Origin of the sequence: Massilia sp. LjRoot122, assembly GCF_964252725.1 — a bacterium.
In the GTDB taxonomy this organism is placed as follows: domain Bacteria; phylum Pseudomonadota; class Gammaproteobacteria; order Burkholderiales; family Burkholderiaceae_D; genus Telluria.
The window spans coordinates 2,869,681-2,890,807 of sequence record NZ_CAXUPB020000001.1 but is presented as its reverse complement, the minus strand read 5'-3'; the positions used below and the strand labels follow the sequence as shown (position 1 = coordinate 2,890,807).

Annotated in this window: 21 protein-coding genes; 8 read left to right on the top strand and 13 right to left on the bottom strand. The window is 66.3% G+C overall.

What is annotated here, in order from left to right:
- Positions 1 to 8 precede the first annotated feature (8 nt).
- The 6 genes from ACSQ25_RS12500 to queE all read right to left on the bottom strand — a co-directional run bounded on the left by ACSQ25_RS12500 (position 9) and on the right by queE (position 5,239).
- The gene (locus tag ACSQ25_RS12500) at positions 9 to 1,610 is read right to left on the bottom strand and encodes an ABC-F family ATPase (protein ID WP_436106011.1); all 1,602 of its coding nucleotides are present in this window, start codon (positions 1,608 to 1,610) and stop codon (positions 9 to 11) included.
- A gap of 97 nt (positions 1,611 to 1,707) precedes the next feature.
- Positions 1,708 to 2,637 (bottom strand): muramoyltetrapeptide carboxypeptidase, encoded by a 930-nt coding sequence (gene ldcA, locus ACSQ25_RS12495; RefSeq protein WP_436106010.1) that lies wholly within the window; start codon positions 2,635 to 2,637, stop codon positions 1,708 to 1,710.
- Positions 2,634 to 3,560 carry an alpha/beta fold hydrolase gene (locus ACSQ25_RS12490; protein WP_436106009.1) on the bottom strand — a complete coding sequence of 309 codons (927 nt, stop codon included), beginning with the start codon at positions 3,558 to 3,560 and terminating at the stop codon, positions 2,634 to 2,636. Before ACSQ25_RS12490 ends, ldcA begins: the two co-directional genes overlap by 4 nt.
- Positions 3,561 to 3,691: 131 nt before the next feature.
- A complete protein-coding gene (gene tadA / locus ACSQ25_RS12485) occupies positions 3,692 to 4,159 on the bottom strand; it encodes a tRNA adenosine(34) deaminase TadA (RefSeq protein WP_436106008.1) in 468 nt (155 codons plus the stop codon).
- Complete coding sequence (gene queD, locus ACSQ25_RS12480) at positions 4,152 to 4,598, bottom strand: 6-carboxytetrahydropterin synthase QueD (RefSeq protein WP_436106007.1); 447 nt, start codon at positions 4,596 to 4,598, stop codon at positions 4,152 to 4,154. The genes tadA and queD overlap by 8 nt, the downstream gene beginning before the upstream one ends.
- A 5-nt stretch (positions 4,599 to 4,603) precedes the next feature.
- Complete coding sequence (gene queE / locus ACSQ25_RS12475) at positions 4,604 to 5,239, bottom strand: 7-carboxy-7-deazaguanine synthase (RefSeq protein ID WP_436106006.1); 636 nt, start codon at positions 5,237 to 5,239, stop codon at positions 4,604 to 4,606.
- 134 nt (positions 5,240 to 5,373) lie between these two features.
- Between queE and ACSQ25_RS12470 the strand changes: the two genes are divergently transcribed.
- From ACSQ25_RS12470 to ACSQ25_RS12460, 3 genes are all read left to right on the top strand, one after another.
- Complete coding sequence (locus ACSQ25_RS12470) at positions 5,374 to 6,339, top strand: sensor histidine kinase (RefSeq protein ID WP_436106005.1); 966 nt, start codon at positions 5,374 to 5,376, stop codon at positions 6,337 to 6,339.
- Between the two features lie 98 nt (positions 6,340 to 6,437).
- Positions 6,438 to 7,430 carry a sensor domain-containing diguanylate cyclase gene (locus ACSQ25_RS12465; protein WP_436106004.1) on the top strand — a complete coding sequence of 331 codons (993 nt, stop codon included), beginning with the start codon at positions 6,438 to 6,440 and terminating at the stop codon, positions 7,428 to 7,430.
- Positions 7,431 to 7,530: 100 nt separating this feature from the next.
- Positions 7,531 to 10,395 carry a M16 family metallopeptidase gene (locus tag ACSQ25_RS12460; protein WP_436106003.1) on the top strand — a complete coding sequence of 955 codons (2,865 nt, stop codon included), beginning with the start codon at positions 7,531 to 7,533 and terminating at the stop codon, positions 10,393 to 10,395.
- A gap of 70 nt (positions 10,396 to 10,465) precedes the next feature.
- Here ACSQ25_RS12460 and ACSQ25_RS12455 read toward each other — a convergent pair whose 3' ends face one another.
- From ACSQ25_RS12455 to ACSQ25_RS12430, 6 genes are all read right to left on the bottom strand, one after another.
- On the bottom strand, positions 10,466 to 12,142 hold the full coding sequence (locus ACSQ25_RS12455; RefSeq protein WP_436106002.1) for a hypothetical protein: 1,677 nt from the start codon (positions 12,140 to 12,142) through the stop codon (positions 10,466 to 10,468).
- A gap of 230 nt (positions 12,143 to 12,372) precedes the next feature.
- Positions 12,373 to 13,569: a YsnF/AvaK domain-containing protein gene (locus ACSQ25_RS12450; protein ID WP_436106001.1), complete on the bottom strand. Its 1,197-nt coding sequence runs from the start codon at positions 13,567 to 13,569 to the stop codon at positions 12,373 to 12,375.
- A 26-nt stretch (positions 13,570 to 13,595) separates the two neighbouring features.
- A complete protein-coding gene (locus ACSQ25_RS12445; protein WP_436106000.1) occupies positions 13,596 to 14,021 on the bottom strand; it encodes a DUF2382 domain-containing protein in 426 nt (141 codons plus the stop codon).
- Positions 14,022 to 14,177: 156 nt separating this feature from the next.
- Positions 14,178 to 15,152: an IS1595 family transposase gene (locus ACSQ25_RS12440; protein WP_436105999.1), complete on the bottom strand. Its 975-nt coding sequence runs from the start codon at positions 15,150 to 15,152 to the stop codon at positions 14,178 to 14,180.
- 86 nt (positions 15,153 to 15,238) lie between these two features.
- A complete protein-coding gene (locus tag ACSQ25_RS12435; protein WP_436105998.1) occupies positions 15,239 to 15,496 on the bottom strand; it encodes a hypothetical protein in 258 nt (85 codons plus the stop codon).
- A gap of 25 nt (positions 15,497 to 15,521) precedes the next feature.
- Positions 15,522 to 16,307 (bottom strand): DNA/RNA non-specific endonuclease, encoded by a 786-nt coding sequence (locus ACSQ25_RS12430; protein ID WP_436105997.1) that lies wholly within the window; start codon positions 16,305 to 16,307, stop codon positions 15,522 to 15,524.
- Positions 16,308 to 16,484: 177 nt separating this feature from the next.
- On the opposite strand from ACSQ25_RS12430, the gene ACSQ25_RS12425 reads away from it, so the two are divergent.
- The 4 genes from ACSQ25_RS12425 (at position 16,485) to ACSQ25_RS12410 (ending at position 17,752) form a co-directional block, all read left to right on the top strand.
- Positions 16,485 to 16,877 carry a hypothetical protein gene (locus ACSQ25_RS12425; protein ID WP_436105996.1) on the top strand — a complete coding sequence of 131 codons (393 nt, stop codon included), beginning with the start codon at positions 16,485 to 16,487 and terminating at the stop codon, positions 16,875 to 16,877.
- Positions 16,877 to 17,134, top strand: a complete 258-nt coding sequence (locus ACSQ25_RS12420; protein WP_027864053.1) for a DUF5985 family protein — start codon at positions 16,877 to 16,879, stop codon at positions 17,132 to 17,134. The genes ACSQ25_RS12425 and ACSQ25_RS12420 overlap by 1 nt, the downstream gene beginning before the upstream one ends.
- Before the next feature lie 8 nt (positions 17,135 to 17,142).
- Positions 17,143 to 17,412 (top strand): DUF5985 family protein, encoded by a 270-nt coding sequence (locus ACSQ25_RS12415; RefSeq protein ID WP_436105995.1) that lies wholly within the window; start codon positions 17,143 to 17,145, stop codon positions 17,410 to 17,412.
- A 67-nt stretch (positions 17,413 to 17,479) separates the two neighbouring features.
- The gene (locus tag ACSQ25_RS12410) at positions 17,480 to 17,752 is read left to right on the top strand and encodes a hypothetical protein (RefSeq protein ID WP_436105994.1); all 273 of its coding nucleotides are present in this window, start codon (positions 17,480 to 17,482) and stop codon (positions 17,750 to 17,752) included.
- Between the two features lie 36 nt (positions 17,753 to 17,788).
- On the opposite strand, the gene ACSQ25_RS12405 is transcribed toward ACSQ25_RS12410, so the two are convergent.
- A complete protein-coding gene (locus ACSQ25_RS12405; RefSeq protein WP_436105993.1) occupies positions 17,789 to 18,622 on the bottom strand; it encodes a phytanoyl-CoA dioxygenase family protein in 834 nt (277 codons plus the stop codon).
- Positions 18,623 to 18,800: 178 nt separating this feature from the next.
- On the opposite strand from ACSQ25_RS12405, the gene ACSQ25_RS12400 reads away from it, so the two are divergent.
- Entirely contained in the window at positions 18,801 to 21,125 is a 2,325-nt protein-coding gene (locus ACSQ25_RS12400) for a hybrid sensor histidine kinase/response regulator (RefSeq protein ID WP_436105992.1), read from the top strand.
- Positions 21,126 to 21,127: the final 2 nt, after the last annotated feature.

Sequence of the window (21,127 nt, the reverse complement as noted above, 5' to 3'; positions counted from 1 at the left end):
CTCTCCTGTCAGTCGATGCCCTGGCTCGTCAGATACTCTTCGTAGTTCCCGCGGAAGTCGACGATCTCGTTTTCGCGGATCTCGAGTACGCGGGTGGCCAGCGAAGACACGAACTCGCGGTCGTGCGAGACGAAGATCATGGTGCCGGCGTATTTATCAAGAGCAATGTTCAGCGACTCGATCGATTCCATGTCCATGTGGTTGGTCGGCTCGTCGAGCAGCAGTACGTTGTGGCGGCCCAGCATCAGCTTGCCGTACATCATGCGGCCCTTTTCGCCACCGGACAGCACCTTGACCGATTTCTTGACTTCGTCGCCGCCGAACAGCAGGCGGCCCAGGATCGAGCGCACGGCCTGGTCGTCGTCGCCTTCCTGGGTCCACTGGCCCATCCAGTCGGTCAGGTTTTCGCCGCCGGCGAATTCCTCGGTCGGATCCTGCGGCATGTAGCCGACGTTGGCGTTCTCGGCCCACTTCACGCGGCCCTGGTCGGCTGCCAGACCGGTGATGTCCTGGCCGCCGATGCAGCGCAGCAGCGTGGTCTTACCGGCGCCGTTGGCGCCGATGATCGCGATGCGCTCGCCCGCCTCGACCATGATCGAGAAGTTCTTGAACAGCTGGCGGTCGTAGGCTTTCGACAGGCCCTCGGTCTCCACCGCCAGGCGGTGCAGCTTCTTCTCGCCTTCGAAGCGCACGAAGGGATAGGCGCGCGAGGACGGCTTGAATTCCTCGATCTTGATCTTGTCGATCATCTTGGCGCGCGAAGTCGCCTGGCGTGCCTTGGACTTGTTGGCCGAGAAGCGGCGCACGAAGTCCTGCAGTTCGGCGACCTTTTCCTTGGCCTTGGCGTTGTTCGCCAGTTGCTGGTTGCGGGCCTGGGTCGAGGCCAGCATGTAGTCGTCGTAGTTGCCCGGATAGACCTTCAGGGTGCCGTAGTCCATGTCGGCCACGTGGGTGCAGACCTGGTTCAGGAAGTGACGATCGTGCGAGATGATGATCATCGTCGAGTTGCGCTGGTTCAGGATGTCTTCCAGCCAGCGGATCGTGTTGATGTCCAGGTTGTTGGTCGGTTCGTCCAGCAGCAGGATGTCCGGGTTCGAGAACAGGGCCTGGGCCAGCAGCACGCGCAGTTTCCAGCCCGGCGCCACTGCGCTCATCGGGCCCTGGTGCAGGTCGCTGGCGATGTCCAGGCCCAGCAGCAGCTCACCGGCGCGCGCTTCGGCCGAGTAGCCGTCGTATTCGGCGACCTTGCCTTCCAGTTCGGCGGCGCGCATGTAGTCTTCGTCGGTCGCTTCCGGATTGGCGTAGATGGCGTCGCGTTCCGAGATCGCGTTCCAGAGTTCGGTGTGGCCCATCATGACGACGTCGAGCACGCGCACGTCTTCATAGGCGAACTGGTCCTGGCGCAGCTTGCCCAGGCGCTCGCCCGGGTCGAGGCTGACGTTGCCGGCCGAGGGTTCGAGGTCGCCGCCGAGGATCTTCATGAACGTCGACTTGCCGCAGCCGTTCGCGCCGATCAGGCCGTAACGGTTGCCTTCGCCAAACTTGACGGAGATGTTCTCGAAGAGCGGCTTGGCGCCGAATTGCATCGTGATATTGGCAGTGGATAGCACTAGGAAACCTTTAGAAGCGGAGTTAGCAACGGTGTTGCCGGATAACCCGCGATTTTACCATCGCGGGGCCGCAGGGCGAAATCCGGCCCCGATTCCTTCAGGCGCCAGTAGCAGCGCGGCGAACGGTCGGGTAGTCCGACAGCTGCAGGCTGAAGCCCTCGGCATGGGACAGCAGCCTGCCCTGGGCGCCGAAGGGGATGGTCACCCGGCGCGGGATGTGGCCGAAGCTCAGTCCCTTGATGACCGGAACCGGCAGCGTGGCGCGCAGGTGGGCCAGCATGGTGTCGAAATCGTAACCATTGTCGTTGGCGCCCAGCGTATAGCCGGAAAAGTCGCCCAGCACGATGGCGCGCTGGCGTTCGAGCACGCCGGCATGCTGCAGTTGCAGCAACATGCGCTCGACCCGGTAAGGGTGTTCGCCAATGTCTTCGAGATACAGGATGCCGCTGTCGACCTGCGGGAAGTAAGGCGTCCCCAGCAGCGACACGATCATTGCCAGGTTGCCGCCCCAGACGGTCCCCTCTTCCTGGATGCCGGGGTTGCCGGCAAGGCATTCGGTGATCGTATGCGTCGGCCCCTGCAGGCAGTGCCAGAAGTCGTCCAGCGTGAACTGCACCGGTTCCCTGGCGCCGAAGTCGCCCGCGATCATCGGTCCGGCATAGCTGAGCGCGCCGGTGCGTGCCATCAGGCCCATGTGGATTGCCGTGATGTCGGAAAAGCCGACCACCAGCTTGCCGCTGGCCGCAAGCGCCTCGAAATCGATCTGCGGCAGCAGGCGCGTGGTGCCGTAGCCGCCGCGCAGGGCCATGATGATCTGTACATCCGGGTCGGCGATGGCCGCCTGCAGCTGGGCCAGGCGGCCCTGGTCGGTGCCGCCGAAGCGTTCGTGGATGCTGGCATGGTCGTAGTAGTTATGGACCAGGCAGCCGTGGTCCTCGAGGCGGGCGATGCCGCGATCGACCGCGCAGGGGTCGAGTGCCTGGCCCGCCGGGGCGACGATGGCGATGCCGATTTGTTGGGTGATCACTGTTTGACAAAAAGCCGGGGTGTGGAGTCTGGCAACATCTTACCCCTGGCGTGGGCATCGATCAAGGCGGTGAGCCGCTCGAGCAGTTGCGGCGGAAGGTCGTGGCCCATACCCTCGATGATTTCGAGGCGGGCACCGGGAATCCGGCTGGCCGTGTCTTCGCCGCAGGCGGGCGGAACCAGCGGGTCGTCGGCGCCGTGGATCACCAGTGAGGGCACCGTGATCGTGGACAACTCGGCGCAGCGGTCGCCGGACGCGGCAATCGCCATCATCTGGCGCGCTACGCCGCTTGGGCAATAGCTGCGGCGTACAGAGCGCGCCACGCGCTTGCGCAAGACCTTGTCCGGCGTCGGATAGGACGGGCTGCCGATCGCGCGCATCAGGGCGACGCCGTGCTCGATGATGCTCTCGATGTCGCCCGGATCGCCCGGACGGCGCGCCAGCAGCTTGCGGATCTTGTTTTCGGGACCGGGTAGTCCGCGCCGGCAGCTGCTCGACATGATCGAAGTCAGGCTCAGGATGCGCTGCGGATAGCGCGCCGCCAGGATCTGGCAGATCATGCCGCCCATCGAGACCCCGACCACGTGGGCGCGCGCCACGCCCAGCGCCGACAGCACGCCGATCGCGTCTTCGGCCATGTCGTCGAGGCGGTAGGCGGCGCGCAGCGGCCAGCCGAGCTTCGATTTGAGCCAGGCCAGCCCCAGGTTGGGCACGCCCGCCTGTTCGAACTTGGTGGACAGGCCGCAGTCGCGGTTGTCGAAACGGATCACGTAGAACCCGAGCTCGACCAGGCCGTCGACGAACTCGTCGGGCCAGGCGGTCAGCTGCATCCCGAGCCCGTGCACCAGCAGCAGCGGTGGGGCCTTGGGGTCGCCCGCGGTGTCGAAGGCGATGCGGATTCCATTGGCGTTCAGCGTGGGCATGGCAAGGTGTCGGGCGCGTTGGCGCCCGGCGGAGAACTCGTCGGGCAGATTTGGCTCGCCATCATGGCGGCATGCGGCCAGCATAGCACTTTCGCCACTGCAGGGGCGCTCGTGCCGGCGTACGACTTGTCTTACGCCGGCAATTTGCGGGCGGCTGCCCGCCGCTCAGCGAAAAAGGCCTTGAGCAGGCTGCTCGCCTCCTCGGCCATCACGCCGCCCGTCACCTCGGTATGGTGGTTCAGCTGATCGTGCTCGAACAGGTTGACGACCGAGCCGGCGGCGCCGGTCTTCGGGTCGACCGCCGCGTACACCACGCGCGCCAGGCGCGCGTGCATCATCGCTCCCGAGCACATGATGCAGGGTTCGAGGGTGACATAGAGTTCACAGCCCGGCAGGCGGTAATTGCCGAGTTTCTCGGCCGCCGCGCGCAGCGCGACGATCTCGGCGTGGGCGGTGGGGTCGTGGCGGCCGATCGGCTGGTTATAGCCCACCGCGATCACTTCGCCGTCCTTGACCACCACCGCGCCGACCGGCACTTCGCCTTCGGCCCAGGCCAGGCGCGCCTGGTCCAGGGCCAGCTGCATATACCGTTCAGGCATCGGTAATTTCGGCCCAGCAGTTCGGGGTCTCATGCAGCACCAGCTTGTGCAGACGCAGACCGGTGCCGTAGCGGTCGGTGAAAACCGTCTTGAGGATGTTGAAGGCGACGCGCGCCAGGTTTTCCACCGTCGGGATGCAGTCGATCACGACGGTCTTGTGGTCGGGCAGCGAGGCGAGGAACTCGCGGACCCTGTCATCCTTTTCGTACACGAGGAAGGCATGGTCCCACACGTCGACCAGATGCTGTTTGGCCAGCGTCTTGACGTCCGAGAAATCCATGATCATGCCGTTGTCGGAATTTCCTTCAACATCGATGACTTCGCCGGTCAGGGTGAGTTCGAGGGTGTAGCGGTGGCCGTGCAGGTTGCGGCACTGGCTCTTGTGGTCGGGAATGCGATGGCCGGCATCGAATTCCAGCTTGCGGGTAATGGTCAACATCGGAATTAGGGAATCTGAAGCAGTTTGTGGGTCTGGAGGCTGAGCTTCCACTTGGGATTGCGGCGGCAGGTCTCGATCGCCAGGCGGGTGTTGTGCGCGGCGAGCGGGCCGTCCATCGGCTGCACGTAGAAGTTCTCGAAGTCGAGCCCCTCGTAGGCGGCCAGGTCCTGGCCCGCCTGCGGGATGACGACCTTGATCTCGTTGCCTTTCGCGACCACCAGCTCGGACCCCATCTTGGGGCTGACGCAGACCCAGTCCACGCCTTCCGGCACCGGCAGGGTGCCGTTGGTCTCGATCGCGATCGTGAAGCCGTGCGCATGCATCGCGTCGATCAGCGGGCGATCCAGCTGCAGCAGCGGCTCGCCGCCGGTGAACACGACGTACTTGCTGGCGGCATGCGTTTGCGGCCACAGGCTGTCGATCTCGGCCGCGAGCAGCTCGGGCGTGCGGAATTTGCCGCCGCGCTCGCCGTCCGTACCGACGAAATCGGTATCGCAGAAGGTGCACACGGCGCTGGCGCGGTCGGCTTCGCGGCCGGTCCACAGATTGCAGCCGGAAAAGCGGCAGAAAACGGCCGGACGCCCCGCATGGGCGCCTTCGCCCTGCAAGGTGTAGAAGATCTCTTTGATGCTGTAAGTCACGGTAAACCTCTCGTCAACCTTCCATTATAGCCTGCGCCGGGCCGGCGCGCATGCATTGAGGATGAGCAATATTGCTTGTAAGACTCAGGTGTAACTTCTTACGGAAGATTCCGAATGCCTGTCAGAAGGACGCCATGAACAAGCCTACTAGTTTCCTAGCCTGCATTTCAGGATTTACCTCGACCCTGCTCGGCCTGGCCGCCAGCGCACCGGCTGCCGCGGCCATGCCGGTTCCCCTGCCCCTGCGCGGCGTCCCGCCCGAGACCGTGGCGGCCGCCCTGGTGACCCTGGCGGCAATCGGCCTGGCGTTGCTGCTGGAGCGGCGCTCCCAGGCGGCGCAGGAACGCAGCCAGGCGCTGGAACAGCAGCTGGATGCCGAACGCGGTGCCCATGCCGACGTCGACAACGCGCTGGCCGGCAGCCATGAAGTGCTGTGCCGGCTGGTGCGCCAGCAGGAGAACGTGCGCGAAGCGGAACGTAGCCGCATTGCCCGCGACCTGCATGACGAGCTGGGCCATCGGCTGCTGTCGCTGCGCGTGGAACTGGCCTTGCAGCAGGCCGCCGTGCGCGGCACCTCGCCCGCGGCGCATGACAAGCTGAGCACCGCCATTGCCAACCTGGACGTCGCGATCCGTTCGGTGCGCTCGATCGTGTCCGGCCTGCGTCCGATCGCCAACGGACAAAGCCTGCGCCAGGCGGCCGAACACCACCTGGCCGACTTCGCCCGCCTGCACGGGCTGGACTACCGCTTCGACGGCGGCAGCGAGGCCGCCGCCGGGGACAGCCGGCGCGACCAGGAGCTGGACGCGGTGCTGTTCCGCGTGATGCAGGAGTCCCTGTCGAACGTGGCCCGTCATTCCCAGGCCACCATGGTATGCGTCACCCTGGTCGAATCGGCCGGCGAAGTGCTGTTGAAGGTCGAGGACGACGGCATCGGCCCGGCTGCCCTCGACCACCTGGATGCGCGCGGCTGCGGCATCCTCGGCATGCGCGAGCGGACCGAGGCCTTCGGCGGAACCCTGAGCGTCCTGCCGGGCCGCCGCGGCGGAACCGTCGTCAGCGCCGCCCTGCCCCTGGCGCGAACGCCGGCTCCCGCTTGAACTTGCTCAAAATCAATAAGGTCGATCCTGCGCGGTAGCAAAATCGTTTCCTGTCGGCAGTCAATCCGGCTGCCGCACCGGAACCGCAGAGGACGATCATGATCAGCCAATACAGCTCCAGGGCCAGCGCGCCTGCACCGACCGCACTCGTCGAGGACGGGGCATTCGTGGGGCAGCTGGTGGCGTCCCTGTCGATCCCGGTGTTCGTCCTCGACACCGAGGCCAGGGTCATGATCTGGAACCGGGCCTGCGAACTCCTGACCGGCGTGCCGGCCCATGAAGTGCTGGGCACGGGCGATCATTGGCGCAGCTTCTATGAGCACCGGCGCCCTACCCTGGCCGACCTGGTGCTCCAGAACCGCGTCGACGACGTGCGCCGCATCCTGCCGCGCTGCGCGTCGGAAGGCTCGCCGGCAAGCCTGTGCATCGAAAGCTGGTTCGACATGCCGCGCGCCGGCCGGCGGCGCTACCTGGCCGCCGACGCCAGCCCGATCTACGGCGCCGACGGCGAGCTGGCGGCCGTGGTCGAAACCCTGCGCGACCTCACCGACGAGAAGATGGCCCAGGTGGCACTCGAACAGCTGGCCACCCGCGACGGCCTGACCGGGCTGGCCAACCGGCGCTGCTTCGACGACACCCTGCATGCCGAGTGGGCACGTGCCCTGCGCCAGCAGCAGCCGCTGTCGCTTCTCATGGTCGACGTCGACAACTTCAAGGCCTACAACGATGCCAACGGCCACCTCGGCGGCGACGAATGCCTGAAGCGCATCGCGCGGGCGGTGGCGAGCGAAATGCGGGCCAATGACCTGGTGGCGCGCTACGGCGGCGAGGAATTCGCGGTGATCCTGCCGAACCAGTCGCTCAAGGGCGCCGCCATCGTCGCCGAGCGCATCCGCTGCCGGGTCGAGCAGCTGCAGCTGCCGTCCACCGCCCCCACCCGCCACGTGACGGTCTCGATCGGCGCCGCCACCGCCATCGCCGGACCCGACAACAATGCCAGCCAGCTGGTCGCCACCGCCGATGCGGCCCTGTACCGCGCCAAGCACATGGGCCGCAACCGCATCAGCCTGCCCCTCAGCGAAGCGGCATGAAGCGCGTCCAGCCGGGACGTATGCATACCTGATTGCGCTGTTCTTTCCTTGTCGAATATTCTATCCTTCGCGGATAGCAATATTCCAAAAAGGAGAGAACGTGTTGAAACTCACCCTGCAGCGGAGCGCGCTCGCGACCCTGATTCCCGCGGCCCTTCTGGCCTTCGCGCCCGCAGCCGCAGCCGCCCCGGCGGCCAAGGCGACCGGCAGCGCCGACGTCCTGCCCTTCAAGGCAATTGAGAAAATCCTGCCGAACGGCCTGAAGGTGATCGTGGTGCCGACCGGCTTCCCGAACCTGGTCTCGGTGCACATCCCGGTGCAGACCGGCTCGCGCAACGAAGTCGAGCCGGGCAAGTCGGGCTTCGCCCACTTCTTCGAACACATGATGTTCCGCGGGACTCCCACTTATCCGCCGGAGAAGTACCAGGAGATCATCACCAGGGCCGGTGCGCGCCAGAACGCCTACACCAGCGACGATCTCACCAATTACTACACCACCTTCGCCAAGGAAGACCTGGAAACCGTGCTGGAGGTCGAAGCCGACCGCTTCCAGCACCTGTCCTACCCGGTCGAGGCCTTCAAGACCGAATCGCGCGCCGTGCTGGGCGAATACAACAAGAACAGCGCCAACCCGATGCAGAAGCTGTTCGAGACCCAGCGTGAAGCCGCGTTCTCGACCCACACCTACCGCCACACCACGATGGGCTTCCTGAAGGACATCGAGGACATGCCGAACCAGTACGAGTACTCGAAGGTCTTCTTCGACCGCTGGTACCGTCCGGAACGCACCACCGTGATCATCGCCGGCGACGTCGAACCGGCCAAGGCGGTGGCCATGGTCGAGAAATACTGGGGCGCGTGGAAGCGCGGCAGCTTCAAGTCGAACGTGCCGGTCGAAGCGGCGCCCAAGGGCGCGCAGTACCGCCACGTGGCATGGCAGACTCCGACCCTGCCGCTGGTGACGGTCGCCTTCCGCGCCCCGGCCTTCTCGGAAACCCGGAAAGACCAGGCGGCGCTGTCGATGCTGCTGTCGCTTTCTTTTGGGCGTACCTCGACGCTATACAAGCGCCTGGTGCAGGACGAGCAGAAGGTCGACCAGCTGTTCGACTTCGTGCCGAACCGGGTCGACCCGACCCTGGCCACGATCGGTGCGCGCGTCAAGAAGCCGGCTGACGCCGTCTACGTACGCGACGCCATCCTGCAGACGGTGGCGAAGCTGCGCGACGAGCCCGTGACGGCGAGCGCCCTGGCGGACGCCAAGTCGGCCAACAAGTACGGCCTGATCCGCTCGCTGGACAATACCGAGGCGATCGCCTCGACCCTGGCCTCCTACGTGCACTTCGACCGCTCCTTCGGCACCCTGAACCGCTACTACCGCGTGGTCGACAGCCTGACCCCGGCCGACCTGCAGGAGGCGGCGCGCAAGTACCTGGTGGATGAATCGATGGTGGTCACGACCCTGTCGCACGAGGCCCTGCCGCCAGAGATCCAGACCCTGCCGAAGCTGGCCGATCTGGTCCCACAGGCCAGCGACGCGAAATTCGACGTGCTGGTGCAAAAGTCGGCCCTCCCGCAGATCCGCTTCAAGCTGCTGTTCGCAGCCGGTTCGGCCCACGACCCGAAGGGCAAGGAAGGCCTGGCGGCCTTGACGGCGGCCATGCTGGCTTCCGCCGGTTCGCGCGAGCGCAAGATCGATGAAGTCACCAAGGCCCTGTTCCCGCTGGCCGGCAGCTTCAGCGAACAGACCGACAAGGAGATGACCACCTTCACCGGCTCGACCCACAAGGACAACTGGGACCAGTACCTCGGCATCGCCCTGCCGCTGCTGGTGGACCCGGGCTTCCGCGAGGAGGACTTCCGGCGCCTGAAGGACGCCCAGAAGAACGCCCTGAACCTCGACCTGAAGGACAACAACGAGGAGGAGTTCGGCAAGGAAAGGCTGCAGGCGAACGTCTTCGCCGGTACGCCTTACGGCCATCCGGTGCTGGGCACCGCCAGGGGCATCGAGGCCATCACCCTGGACGACGTGAAGAACTTCTACCGCCAGGCCTACAGCCAGGGCGCGGTCCGCGTCGGCATCTCGGGTGAGGTCTCGGAAGCCATGGTCGCCTCGCTCAAGACGGCGTTGGCGCGCCTGCCGGCCGGCGCCGGCCTGGCAGCCACACCGGCCATCCGCGGCCGCATGCCGAACGGCCTGGACGTCGAGATCATCGAGAAGAACACCCGCGCGACCGCGATTTCCTTCGGGCTGCCGCTGGAAGTCACCCGCTCGCACCCGGACTTCCCGGCCCTGTGGATGGCCAAGACCTGGTTGGGCGAGCACCGCGCCTCGAGCGCGCGCCTGTACCAGCGCATCCGCGAAGAGCGCGGCATGAACTATGGCGACTACGCCTATATCGAGGCCTTCCCGCGCGGGATGTTCCAGTTCTTCCCCAACCCGAACCTGGGCCGCAAGGCGCAGCTGTTCGAAATCTGGATCCGCCCGGTGGCGCCGCAGAACGGCCACTTCGCGCTGCGCGCCGCCCTGTTCGAGCTGGACAAACTGATTTCGAACGGCCTGTCGCAGCAGGATTTCGAGACTACCCGCGGATACCTGATGAAGAACGTCTTCGTCATGACGGCTACCCAGGACCAGCAGCTGGGTTACGCCCTCGATTCCCAGTGGTACCGTACGCCGGAATTCACGCGCATGATGCGCGAGGGCCTGGCCAGGCTGACCGTGGCGGACGTCAACGCGGCGATCCGCAAGCACCTGTCGAGCAAGAACCTGTCGGTGGTGATCATCACCAAGGATGCGGCCGGCCTGAAGGAAAAGCTGGTGACGGATGCCTTCTCGCCGATCAGCTACGACGCGAAGAAGCCGCAGGCGCTGCTGGATGAAGACCGGCAGATCGGGTCGATGAAGCTGGGGATCCGTCCGGAGGCGGTGAAGATCACGCCGGCGGTGCAGGCGTTTGCGGACTAAGCTGCTCCCTGTGTGAGTGAAATCGGCGCCCGAGGGCGCCGATTTTCTTAGCTGGCTGTTGCGCCGGAGATCATGAGGTCATCCGATCCCATCCGTGGCGTACCGCCGACTTCATCTTGTCCCAGGTCGACTGCCCGCCGCTGCCGTAGCGGGTGTCCCAGTCGGTCCGCAGCTCGTTCTCCACCTCGCCCCACTGGCGGCCGCGGTATTTCTCGTTGCGCGCCATCTCGGAGCCGTAGGCATAGGCCGGCTTGTAGTCGTCATAGCTGCCGGCGTCGGTCGCCGTGCTGTAGGTGGCGTTCCAGTGGCTGCGGTAGGCGCGGTCGTCGTCCTCATCGTCCGTCATGCGATCCCAGCCGTGACGGACGGCGGCCTTCATCCGGTCCCAGGCGCCGATCGAGGTGTCGCCATGGGTGGCGGTGCTGATGCGCGAGTCCCAGCCCCTGCGCATGTCGCCTTCGATGTCGTCCCACGGGCGGTTGCGGTACAGCTCGCTCTTGCGCATTTCGGAGCCATAGGAATAGGCCGGCTTGACGCTATCGTAGTCGACGCCCGAACTGCTCAGGTGCTGGTCGTAGTGGCTGCGGTAATAGCTGTCATCGTCGCGGTCCGGAGTCATGCGGTCCCAGCCGCGGCGAACCGCCGCCTTCATGCGGTCCCAGGTGTCGCCGGCGGTATTGCCGCTGCGCGTGCTCCAGTCGCTGCGCAGGTCGTTTTCCACCTCGTCCCACTGGCGGCCACGGTATTTGTCGCTGCGCGCCATTTCCGACCCATAGGCGTAGGCCGGCTTGACGCGCTCATAGTCCTCGCCGCTGTAGTTGGCGAGGAAGTGGTTACGGTAGTAATCGTCATCGTCGCCGAACAAGCTGCTGCCGATATCCAGGCTGCTGCTCCCGGATGGCGAGTAGATGCGCGACTTGCCGCGCCGCGTCTCGACCTGGCGCATGCCGCCGGAAGAGGATCCGCCCATGGCGGAATCGCGCTGCATCGATGCGCCGGCGCCGCCCTGGATCGCGGAACCTTCCAGGGCGGAACCCTGCAGGGTACCGCCCTGCCCGCCCGAGCTCCGGATGCCGCGGTCGTTCTGGGTGCCCTCGAGCGACGACCCCTGTACCGAGTTTTCCTGCAGCGTCGAGCCCTGCAGCGAGGTGCCGCCGGTGGCGCTCAGGCCGCTCTGGCCCTGCGGCTCCTGGTAGGTGGTGCCCATCGGCTCGGCCTGGTGCAGCGACTGCTGCTGGAAGATCTTGCGGTCGCCCGGGTTGTCGAGCTGCTGATTGACGCCGCTGCCGGACTGCATCGACATGCCGCTGTTCTGCTGGATGCCGCCGGCGCCGCTCATGCGCACCGACTCCGAGATGCTGATGTCGCTGCCCGAGGCCTGCTCGTCGATGTCGGTCGGGCCGTAGCGCTCGACGATGTCGGCCGCGCGCTCGACCTCGGGCAGCGAGTCCGCGCGCACCGTCAGGACGTGGTGGCCGCGCGTTACCGCGCCTTCGTACCTGCTGGCGTGCTCGCTGTTGTCCGCACCGAACAGGTCGGTGAAGAAATGCTTGATCTGCGCGCCGATGCCGGTGTCGCGGTCCTCGGCCAGCGTGTCGCTGCGGCCGGTGACGCTGTCGGTCATGCCGGTCGGGTCGGAATTGGAGAGCTTGACCTCGTTGCGCGAAAAGCCCGAGGACGTCAACTCGTTCATTGCGTTCTGTGCGTCGGTCCGGTTGTCGAACACGGCTACAAGAGTATGTTGCATGGTCGTTCCTCCGTTAGGGTGAGTGGCGGAGCGCGGCGGCAGGCTGGCGAACCGTCCGGCGCCGGCCCGCTCTGGCGAAAGGGACGACGTCGCGACGGCTCTGGTGCCTACCCGCGGTGCGCTGTAGCACGGGACCAGATTACTCCAATCGCGGCAGTACGCGCGCGCGGCTGGCCGGACAATAAAAACGGCGCCCGCAGGCGCCGTTCGTGTGGTCGGAAAGCCCTGGGTCAGTAGCTGCGGCCGGTAGGCGTGTCGCCGGTCATGCGGTCCCAGCCGTGACGAACCGCGGCCTTCATCTTTTCCCAGGTCGACTGCCCGCTGCTGCCGTAGCGGGTATCCCAGTCGGAGCGCAGGTCGGACTCGACCTCGTCCCACTGGCGCCCGCTGTAGCGGCCGCTGCTGGCCATTTGCGAGCCGTAGCTGTAGGCCGGGGCGTAATCGTCGTACGATCCCCCCGTCGCACCGTAGGTGGTGTTGAAGTGGTTGCGGTAGTAGCTGTCGTCGTCGCGCAGGTCGGAGCGCGCCGTGGTTCCGTCCAGGCGCTGCACGTCGACTTCGGTGTGGCGCACGGTGTCCTGGATCTGCTGCTGGCGCTCGTTGACCTGCTTGCCGACCGTGACCTCCTCGACGATGCGTGCGGACTTCTCGACCACCGCTTCCTCGGCCGTTTCACGCATTTCGATGGTCTGCTCCTTGAAGGCGGTGGCGTCCGCCGCGCTGATCGGCTGGTCCACGGCGCGGCGCTGCACGTCCACATGTTCCTCGCGCAGGTTGACGCTCTCGTTGACCGGCGTTTCGACCACGCGCGAGTAGATGCGCACGCCGCCGCGCTGGACTTCGCGCTTGCCGACCCTGAGCTGTTCCTCGACCACCGGGATCGATTGGGTGCTGCCGGTGCGGCCGGTTTCCATCGCGGTGTCGCGCTGCAGCGAAGAGCCGGTCAGGCTGCCCTGCTTGTTGATCGAGGCCGACTGTGCCGAGGCCGAGGTCGACTGCATGCCGCTCTGGCTGCCCGACAGCAGGGCGCCGCTCGAACCCATCTTGCCGACGCTGTCCGAGTGCTCGTCGATGTCCACCGGGCCGAAGCGCTCGACGATGTCGGCGGCGCGCTCGACTTCGGGCAGCGAATCGGCAGTCAGGGTCACGACGTGCTTGCCGCTCGACACAACGCCCTCGTAGCGGCTCACCCGGCTAGTGTCGTCGTCATCGCTGAACAGGTCACTGAAGAAGTTCTTGATGCTGCTGCCGATACCGGTGTCGGAGTGCGTGGCGGTGGTCGTGGTGGTGGTGCCGGCCCCCATGCCGGTCGTGCTGTCGCCGGACATCCGTACGTCCGAACGGGAAAAGCCCGAAGCGAGCAGTTCATCCATCGCGCCTTGTGCATCTGCGCGGTTGTCGAATACAGCTACCAGAGTATGTTGCATGGTCGATCCTCCGTCATGGTGGTGAGTCAGGGTGTCGGCGGCTTGCCGGCCTCGTCGAAACGCTCGACCTCGACCTGCTCGGACTTGAGCGGGACGGTGTCCTGGTAGCGTTCTTCGTGCCGGGTGCGGGTGATGTGCAGTTCTTCCTTGATGCGCAGGCGGCGTTCGACTACCAGCACCTCTTCGAGAACCGGCACCACCAGCGTGTCGCCTTCGTAGCGGGTTGCTGGAGCCTCTTCCAGCGCGACGATCCGGTCTACCGGCACATGCCGCACATCCACCTCGTCGCGCATGAGACGCTCGTCGATGGTGACCGGCTGTTCGGTGACTGTCTTGTGAACCCGGACGCCGCGCCCGGTTTCGACGACGCGGGTACCAACGGCCAACTGCTCCTCGACCACGGGAATGCGCTGGCTTTCCTGCGGATTGCTGTCGGGGATGGTGCTGGACATTGGCGGGCTCCTCGCATCGCGGCTATCAAGGGAATCGAGCTTACTCCATGCCTGCGGGGGCCTGCGCACCCTTGACTCTTGGAATGATGAGCGCGCCGGACGCGCTGGATGCGTGCCGGCGGAGGAGACGACGAAAGGGGTTATGCGAAGGCGCTGTCACCGTAATCTATGGATGACTCTGATCGCAATGCGCAGCAATTGTTCAGCAGAAGTAATCCGTCCGCCATCAAGTGCCCAGCGCCAGCCCAGGTAATTTGGCAAATAGCGCGAGGCGACGCCGTGGAAACGGGCCAGCCATTCGCGCAAGCGCTGGTGATAGGCATTGACGTTCTGGAAATGGATGGCGCCGGCGCTGCCGCGACGGACCCGCTCGCCCGCACTCAGGCTCACTGCCTCGTGGGCGATGCCGTGTTTGCGGGAAAAAGCCCGGTAGGCGGCGTTCGCGTCGCTGACCAGCAGTACTTGCCTGTCGAGCTTGGGCAAGAGATGGCGCTCCAGCTGCGCCACCGTCAGGGCGCCGCGGCCAACGAGCGCGTCGATGGTCTGGCCGCTGCGGTCACGCGCGACCAGGATGCAGTCGAGTTCGCGTGATATCCCGCGCCTGCTGGCACGGCCGCCACGCTTGCGCGGCGCCCGCTCCAGTTTGCGCGCGCCTTTCTGAGACTCCAGCATGAACATTTCATCGGCCTCGACGACACCGCTCAAGCACTGCGGCCGGTCGTACTTGACCCGCTGCAGAAAGCGGTGACGCCAGCGAAAGGCGGTGTTGCGGTGTACCTCCACCTGCTTGGCCGCGGCGCGCACCGGTTTCGAATCGAGTACTGTGGCGAGGTAATCAAGCCATTTTTCGCGCAGCCGTAGCCGTGCCAGTGGGGTCCCGCTCAGGTCGTTGAAGGTGCGCCTGCATTCGCGGCAACGGTAGCGCTGCAGGCCGTTGGCCTGGCCATGCCGATAGTAGCGTTCGCATGCGCAGCGCGGGCATTGGCGTTTAGCCGCGCCAATCTGCCCGATCAGGGCGACTACCTGGTCGAGCCCGGCAGCCGGATGCAGCGCGGCAAGCGTTTGCAGCCGTTGTGGCTGGTTCAGGGTGGGCAGCTGTGCAAACCATTGAGTGAAGCTGGGCGCTTTCATGGCGGGTTCCTGTCGATGCGGACAGGTCTTGGACCATGGGGGAGCTCAGCAGTTCAATCCTCATCCATAGCTAACGATGACAGCGCCTAGGCGAAAGGGTTGTCGACGGTCTTGACGTCGGGCGGCGGCAGGCGGTCCGGCAGTTCGCGCGCTTCGAGCGCGGCGACGATGGCGCCCAGCTGTTCGTGCAGGCGGCGCGCGGCCGCCAGCCCGGCCTGGTCGGCGGTCAGGTCGAGATCGCCGGAGATGGTGATGCGGTCGAGCCGGTTTTCCAGCATCAGATTACCAATCTCGAGGACGTCGGCCTCGTTGGCAAAGGGTTTGAACGATTTCTTCGCGGGCATGGCGTCTCCTCGGCTGCGGGGGTAGTCAGTTGCGGCGTTTCTTCTGGCGGATCTGCGGCAGCGCCAGCATGCGCTCCTTCTGCTGCAGGCTCAGGGAGGGCAGCAGTTCGATGCCGACGATGCGCTCCAGTTCGGCGACCGGGATCACATGGATGGGCGCATCGCTCCGGTTCTCGACGAACCAGGCGGCGGCCGCCTTCTGGCGGGGACTGTACACCACCTTGTAGAGGTGGCTCGGCACGATCACGTTGCCGACCTTGCGCAGGCTGCTGCCGAGGAAGGCCGGGCCCGTGAGCACGTACAGCGAACCCTCGCGCTTCGCCATCTTGCGCACCGCGCCTTCGATCGGCGCCCAGATGTGGCGGTTGTGGTCGCGGTCCTGCGGCACCATGTTCGCCAGCGAGAAGCTCTCGCGCTGGGCGCGCCGGTCCGGCATGTCGCCGTTGGGAGCCAGGTGGCCGCGGTCGAAGCCGCTGCGCGCATAGTCGGACAGCTCGGCGCGCTGCGCACGCGGCAGGCGCGGCTCGGGATGGAAGGCATTGTCGCGGTCCAGGCCCTGGGCCGCCTCCAGCTGGGAGGGCGCCAGGTGTTCAGCCGACCACAGCGCGGTGCGGGTCACGCCCGAATGCATGACCCCGAATTCGCTGTAGCACAGCTCGCGTGTCGCGGCGGCCAGCTTCGGGTTGCGGATCTCGGGCGCGCGGCCGTCGAGGTAATGATCGGGGCAGCTCGCCGCCTGTGCGGCGCCGGCGGCCAGCAGCACGCCGGCAAGGGAGACTCGGGCAAGCCGGGCCAGGATGGAACGGAACATGGGTATACGGGGAATCAGGAAGCGTTGCTGCGCATTGTAGCCGAGCACCGTTGAGCGAGGTCAAACAATGCCTGCGTCAAGACGCGCACGATTGAAAATGTCCTTTCCGCCGAGAATGAGATACACTTGCGGCTTTCTCAACAAAAGATTCCTTTTGGGAAACTACACCCGAAGCGAATGAACCGTCCGCCGATCCCAGAGGACTTGCGCCGTTTTGTCCTGACGAGCGTACCCTCCGTGCCCTTCCTCGAAGCCTTGCTGCTGCTGCGCGCCAATCCCGGCCAGCAATGGACCAGGGAGATGCTGGCCAGCCGGCTGTACACCAGCGAGCGCACGGCCCAGGGCCTGCTCGACGAGCTGTGCCGCTCCGGCATGGCCGGTCCCTGCCCGGCGCCGCAGGAGCACTGCTACCTGTACACCCCGGCCTCCGACGAGTTAAGGGAACGCATCGACCGCCTGGCCGAGCTGTACGCACGCCACCTGGTCGACGTCACCAATCTCATCCATTCCACACTCGACCGCAAGGCGCAGCAGTTCGCCGACGCCTTCCGCCTGCGAAAGGATACCTAATGGGCGAACTCATCTATACCTTGTGCATGCTGACCTCGCTGGCCTGTACCTGGCTGCTGTTTGCCAGCTACCGGCGCACGCGTTACCGTCTCCTGTTCTGGAGCGGGCTGTGCTTTGCGGTGATGACCTTCAATAACCTGTTCCTGATTTTCGACAAGATCGTGTTCCCGAATGTCGATTTCATGCCGCTGCGGGTCATCAGCGCCCTGGTGGCCTGTCTGTTGCTGCTGTACGGCCTGATCTACGAGAAGGAGTGAGTGAGGCGATGATTCAGATGATGTATGGCGCGATCTCGATGGCTTCGCTCACGATCGCCCTGTTCTTCCTGCGCTTCTGGCGCAACACGGGCGACCGCTTCTTCCTGTATTTCGCGCTGTCTTTCTTTATCGAAGGGCTGCACCGCGTGTATTCGGCCGTCCTGAACGAAGCGGGCGAGGATTCGCCCCTGCACTACCTGATCCGGGTGCTCGCCTATGGCATGATCGTCTGGGCGATCGTCGAGAAGAACCTGCCGCGCAAGGACCGGGACGACTAGCGTGCGCCCCCGTCTTTGTACGGGGCGTAATAATGGGGCCATGAAAAACCGCCGACAGGAGGACAGCATGGCTCCACCCACCCAGCCAGACCAATCGACATCCCAGCCGCAGGCCAAGCCGATCGCCGGCGGCGGCCAGGACCAGCGGTCGGAAAACCTGCTTCCCGGCGAGGAAGGCGCGGAAGACGGCCGTTTCGACGTGGCCGAGGAAGTCAGCCTCGACCAGCATTCCGACGAAGCGCGCCGGGTCGGCCAGATGCCGGCGAACGGCATTGCCGACGCCGTGCCGGATGCGCTCAAGACCCCGGTGCCCTCGCAGGGCGTACCGGACAAAGCGTAATCCCCGAGGGCCGCCGCCGGCGGCCCTCCTCTCCCTTCAGCCTCCCATCGTCACGCCCATCTTCAGGCCTTCGATCGTGTGCGCCTGGCGGATCGGCTCCAGCTGTTCCACCACGCGGCAGGCCAGGTGCTTGCGCACGTCCTCGGGCAGGCCATCGTAATAGGCGCGCGACATCTGCAGGTCGTGCTTGATGGCGTTGGTCGCATCGGGGGCGTCGGCGCCCAGCACCAGCACCGGGCGCGACAGGTTCGAGCGGTTGGCGGTGCCGCGGTGGATGGTCAGTGCCGAACGGGCCGAGATGTCGCCCACCTTCGGCAGCTTGCGCTGGGCCAGCGCCTCGTAGCGCGGGTACAGGGCCTTGTCGGGGAACATCGGATCGCCGTCGAACAGGTCCCACTGGGTGCCCGGGGCGATCTCGAAGGGTCCCATGTCCTCGGTGACGTCGACGGTGGTGATGTTGAAGGCAAGCGAGCTGAGGCGCCGCCCCTGTACCGTTTCCGGCGGTGTGGCGAAGTCGCGGTGCCAGGGCTGGTGCATGGCGCCCGGCCCGGGCACGTCGAAGCCGACTTCGACGATGCGGTAGTCCGGCCCCAGCACCGCACTGCATACCGCCATCACCCAGGGGTGGCTGGCGATCGTCACGAAGGAGCGCAGGCGTTCCGGGTGCACCTCGACGTAATAGCGGTTGGGTCCACGATTGAGGGCGCCGCCCTCGCGCTTCAGCGCTTCCTCGAACAGCATGTCGATGTCGGCGCGCAGTTCCCCGATCAGTTCGCGGCTGTAGGCGCCGCGGCAGGCGATGATGCCGTCTCCGTACAGGCCGCGCATGATGTCGGCCACTTCGTATTCTGCGCTGCTTGCTCTGTCCATGTTCCACTCCTCCAGTCTTGCCAACGGCGTCAGGCCGTGCTCGGGAAATACTACTGGCAATTGCCGGAGCGCGGCGCAAGCCTATGGGCGTTGACAGGAAGGCATCGGGACCGTAGATTGACGCCCAGACGACAAAGGATCCGCGCATGCTTCCACACTCTGCCCGCAGGGGCCGGCCTTGACGCCGCCCGGCCACGCCAGCGTACTGTTCATCTGCGAGCGCCCGCTCCCCGATCCGGTGCTCGGACAGGTGGCGGACGAGCTGGGTGAGGCGATCGTCCATGTCCGCTCGGACGACGAGGGACTGGCACAGGCGCGCCGGCATGATTTCGCCCTGATGCTGGTCGGCTATGCCGGCGACGCGGCCGCGCTGGCCACGACCGTCCGCCAGCTCCGTGCCGCGCGCCGTTCGGCGCACACGCCGGTGGTCGTGATCGGCGCCCCCGCCCACCCTTCCTTCCCGGTCGAGCCGCTGTACGAGGCCGGCGCGGTCGCCGTGCTGACCGAGCCCTTGTCCCCGGTCATCCTGCGCGCCAAGCTGCGCTTCTACATCGACGCATTCGAGGCGGCGGCAGAGCGGCGCCGGGCCGAGGCGGCCCTGATCGAGACCGGCGCGCGCCTGGAATCGATCATCGCCGCGGCCGAACTGGGGATCTGGACCTGGGACATCGACTCCGGCCGGGTCGCCGGCGACGCCCGCATGGCGGCCTGGTTCGGCATCCCCGATGCGCTGCGCGACGACGCGCCGGTGGAGCGCTACTTCGAGGCCGTCCACCCGGACGACGCGCCTGCCGTCCAGGCCCTGCTGTCCGACGCTGCCGCCCGCGGCCTGCCCTACGACGCGACCTTCCGCATCCGGCGTGCCGGCGGCGCGTGGCGCTGGGTCATCGGGCGCGGCCACGTGGCGCGAACGGAAGACGGCGGTGCGCGGCGCATGCACGGCGTGGTCATCGACGCCTCGCGCCAGTTCGAGGCCGAGCAGCAGTTGCGCCTCAGCGAAGAACGCTACCGCACCCTGTTCGATTCGATCGACCAGGGCGTGTGCGTCATCGAAATGATGTATGACAATACCGGGCAAGCCTGCGACTACCGCTTCCTGGAAACCAATCCGGCCTTCGTCAAGCAGACCGGCCTCGCCGATGCGGTCGGCCGCACCATGCGCCAGCTGGCCCCGGGCCACGAACGCCACTGGTTCGAGATCTACGGCCGCGTGGCCGCCACCGGCGAACCGGTGCGCTTCATGAACGAGGCGCGCCAGTTGGGCCGCTGGTATGACGTCTATGCCGCACGCATCGGGCTGCCGGAGCAGCACCGGGTCGCGATCGCCTTCAACGACATCACCGAGCGCCGCAACAGCGAGGAGGCGCTGCGCAAGATGGCGGCCGACCTCGAGGAAGCGAACCGGATCAAGACCGAATTCCTGGCCACCCTCGCCCACGAGCTGCGCAATCCGCTGGCGCCGCTGCGCAGCGGCCTGCAGTTCATCCGGCGCGAGCCGGGCGATCCTGCCGCCGTGGCCCGCATCCACGAGATCATGGAACGCCAGCTCGGCCAGCTGGTTCACCTGGTGGACGACCTGCTGGACGTGGCCCGCATCACGCGCGGGCAGATCGTCCTCAAGCGCGAGCGGATCGACCTGGCAGACGTGCTCGCCGCCGCGGTCGAGACCAGCATGCCGCTGATCGAGGCGGCGCGCCACCACCTCGACTTGCGCCTGCCCGAGGACGCTCTGACGCTGGATGCCGACGCTACCCGGCTGACCCAGGTGGTGTCGAACCTGCTCAACAACGCGGCGCGCTATACGCCGCGCGGCGGCAGCATCGTGCTGGCCGCGGAACGCGACGGCGACGAGGCCGTGATCGCGGTGTCCGACAACGGTATCGGCATCGATCCGGCGCGCCTGGACGACGTCTTCAAGATGTTTACCCAGATCGGCGAAGGCCGGCGCCATGCGGCCGGTGGGCTGGGGATCGGGCTGTCGCTGGTGCGCAGCCTGGTGGAGCTGCACGGTGGCAGCGTACGTGCGGCGAGCGCCGGCACCAACGCCGGCAGCGTGTTCACGGTACGCCTGCCGCTGGGGACCCCGGCAGCGGCGGCAGCGCCGGAGAGCGGAACGGCCGGCGCGGCGCCTGCTGCTTCCCCACAGCGCGAGGCCCGGCGCGTGCTGGTGGTGGACGACAACCGCGACGCCGCCGAGACCCTGGCGGCGGTGCTGGGCCAGCTCGGCCACCAGGCGCTGGTGGCGAACGACGGCCACCAGGCACTGCGCATGATGGCGGGTTTCCAGCCGCAGGTGGTGTTCCTCGACCTGGGCATGCCGGGCATGTCGGGCTACGAGGTGGCCGAGGCGGTCCGGCGCGATCCCCGCAACGCGGAAGTGCGCCTGGTGGCCCTGACCGGCTGGGGCGGCGAGGCCGACCGCGAACGCAGCGCGCGCGCCGGCTTCGACCGGCACCTGACCAAGCCGGCAACCACGGCCGCCATCGAGGAAGTGCTTTCCTGAGC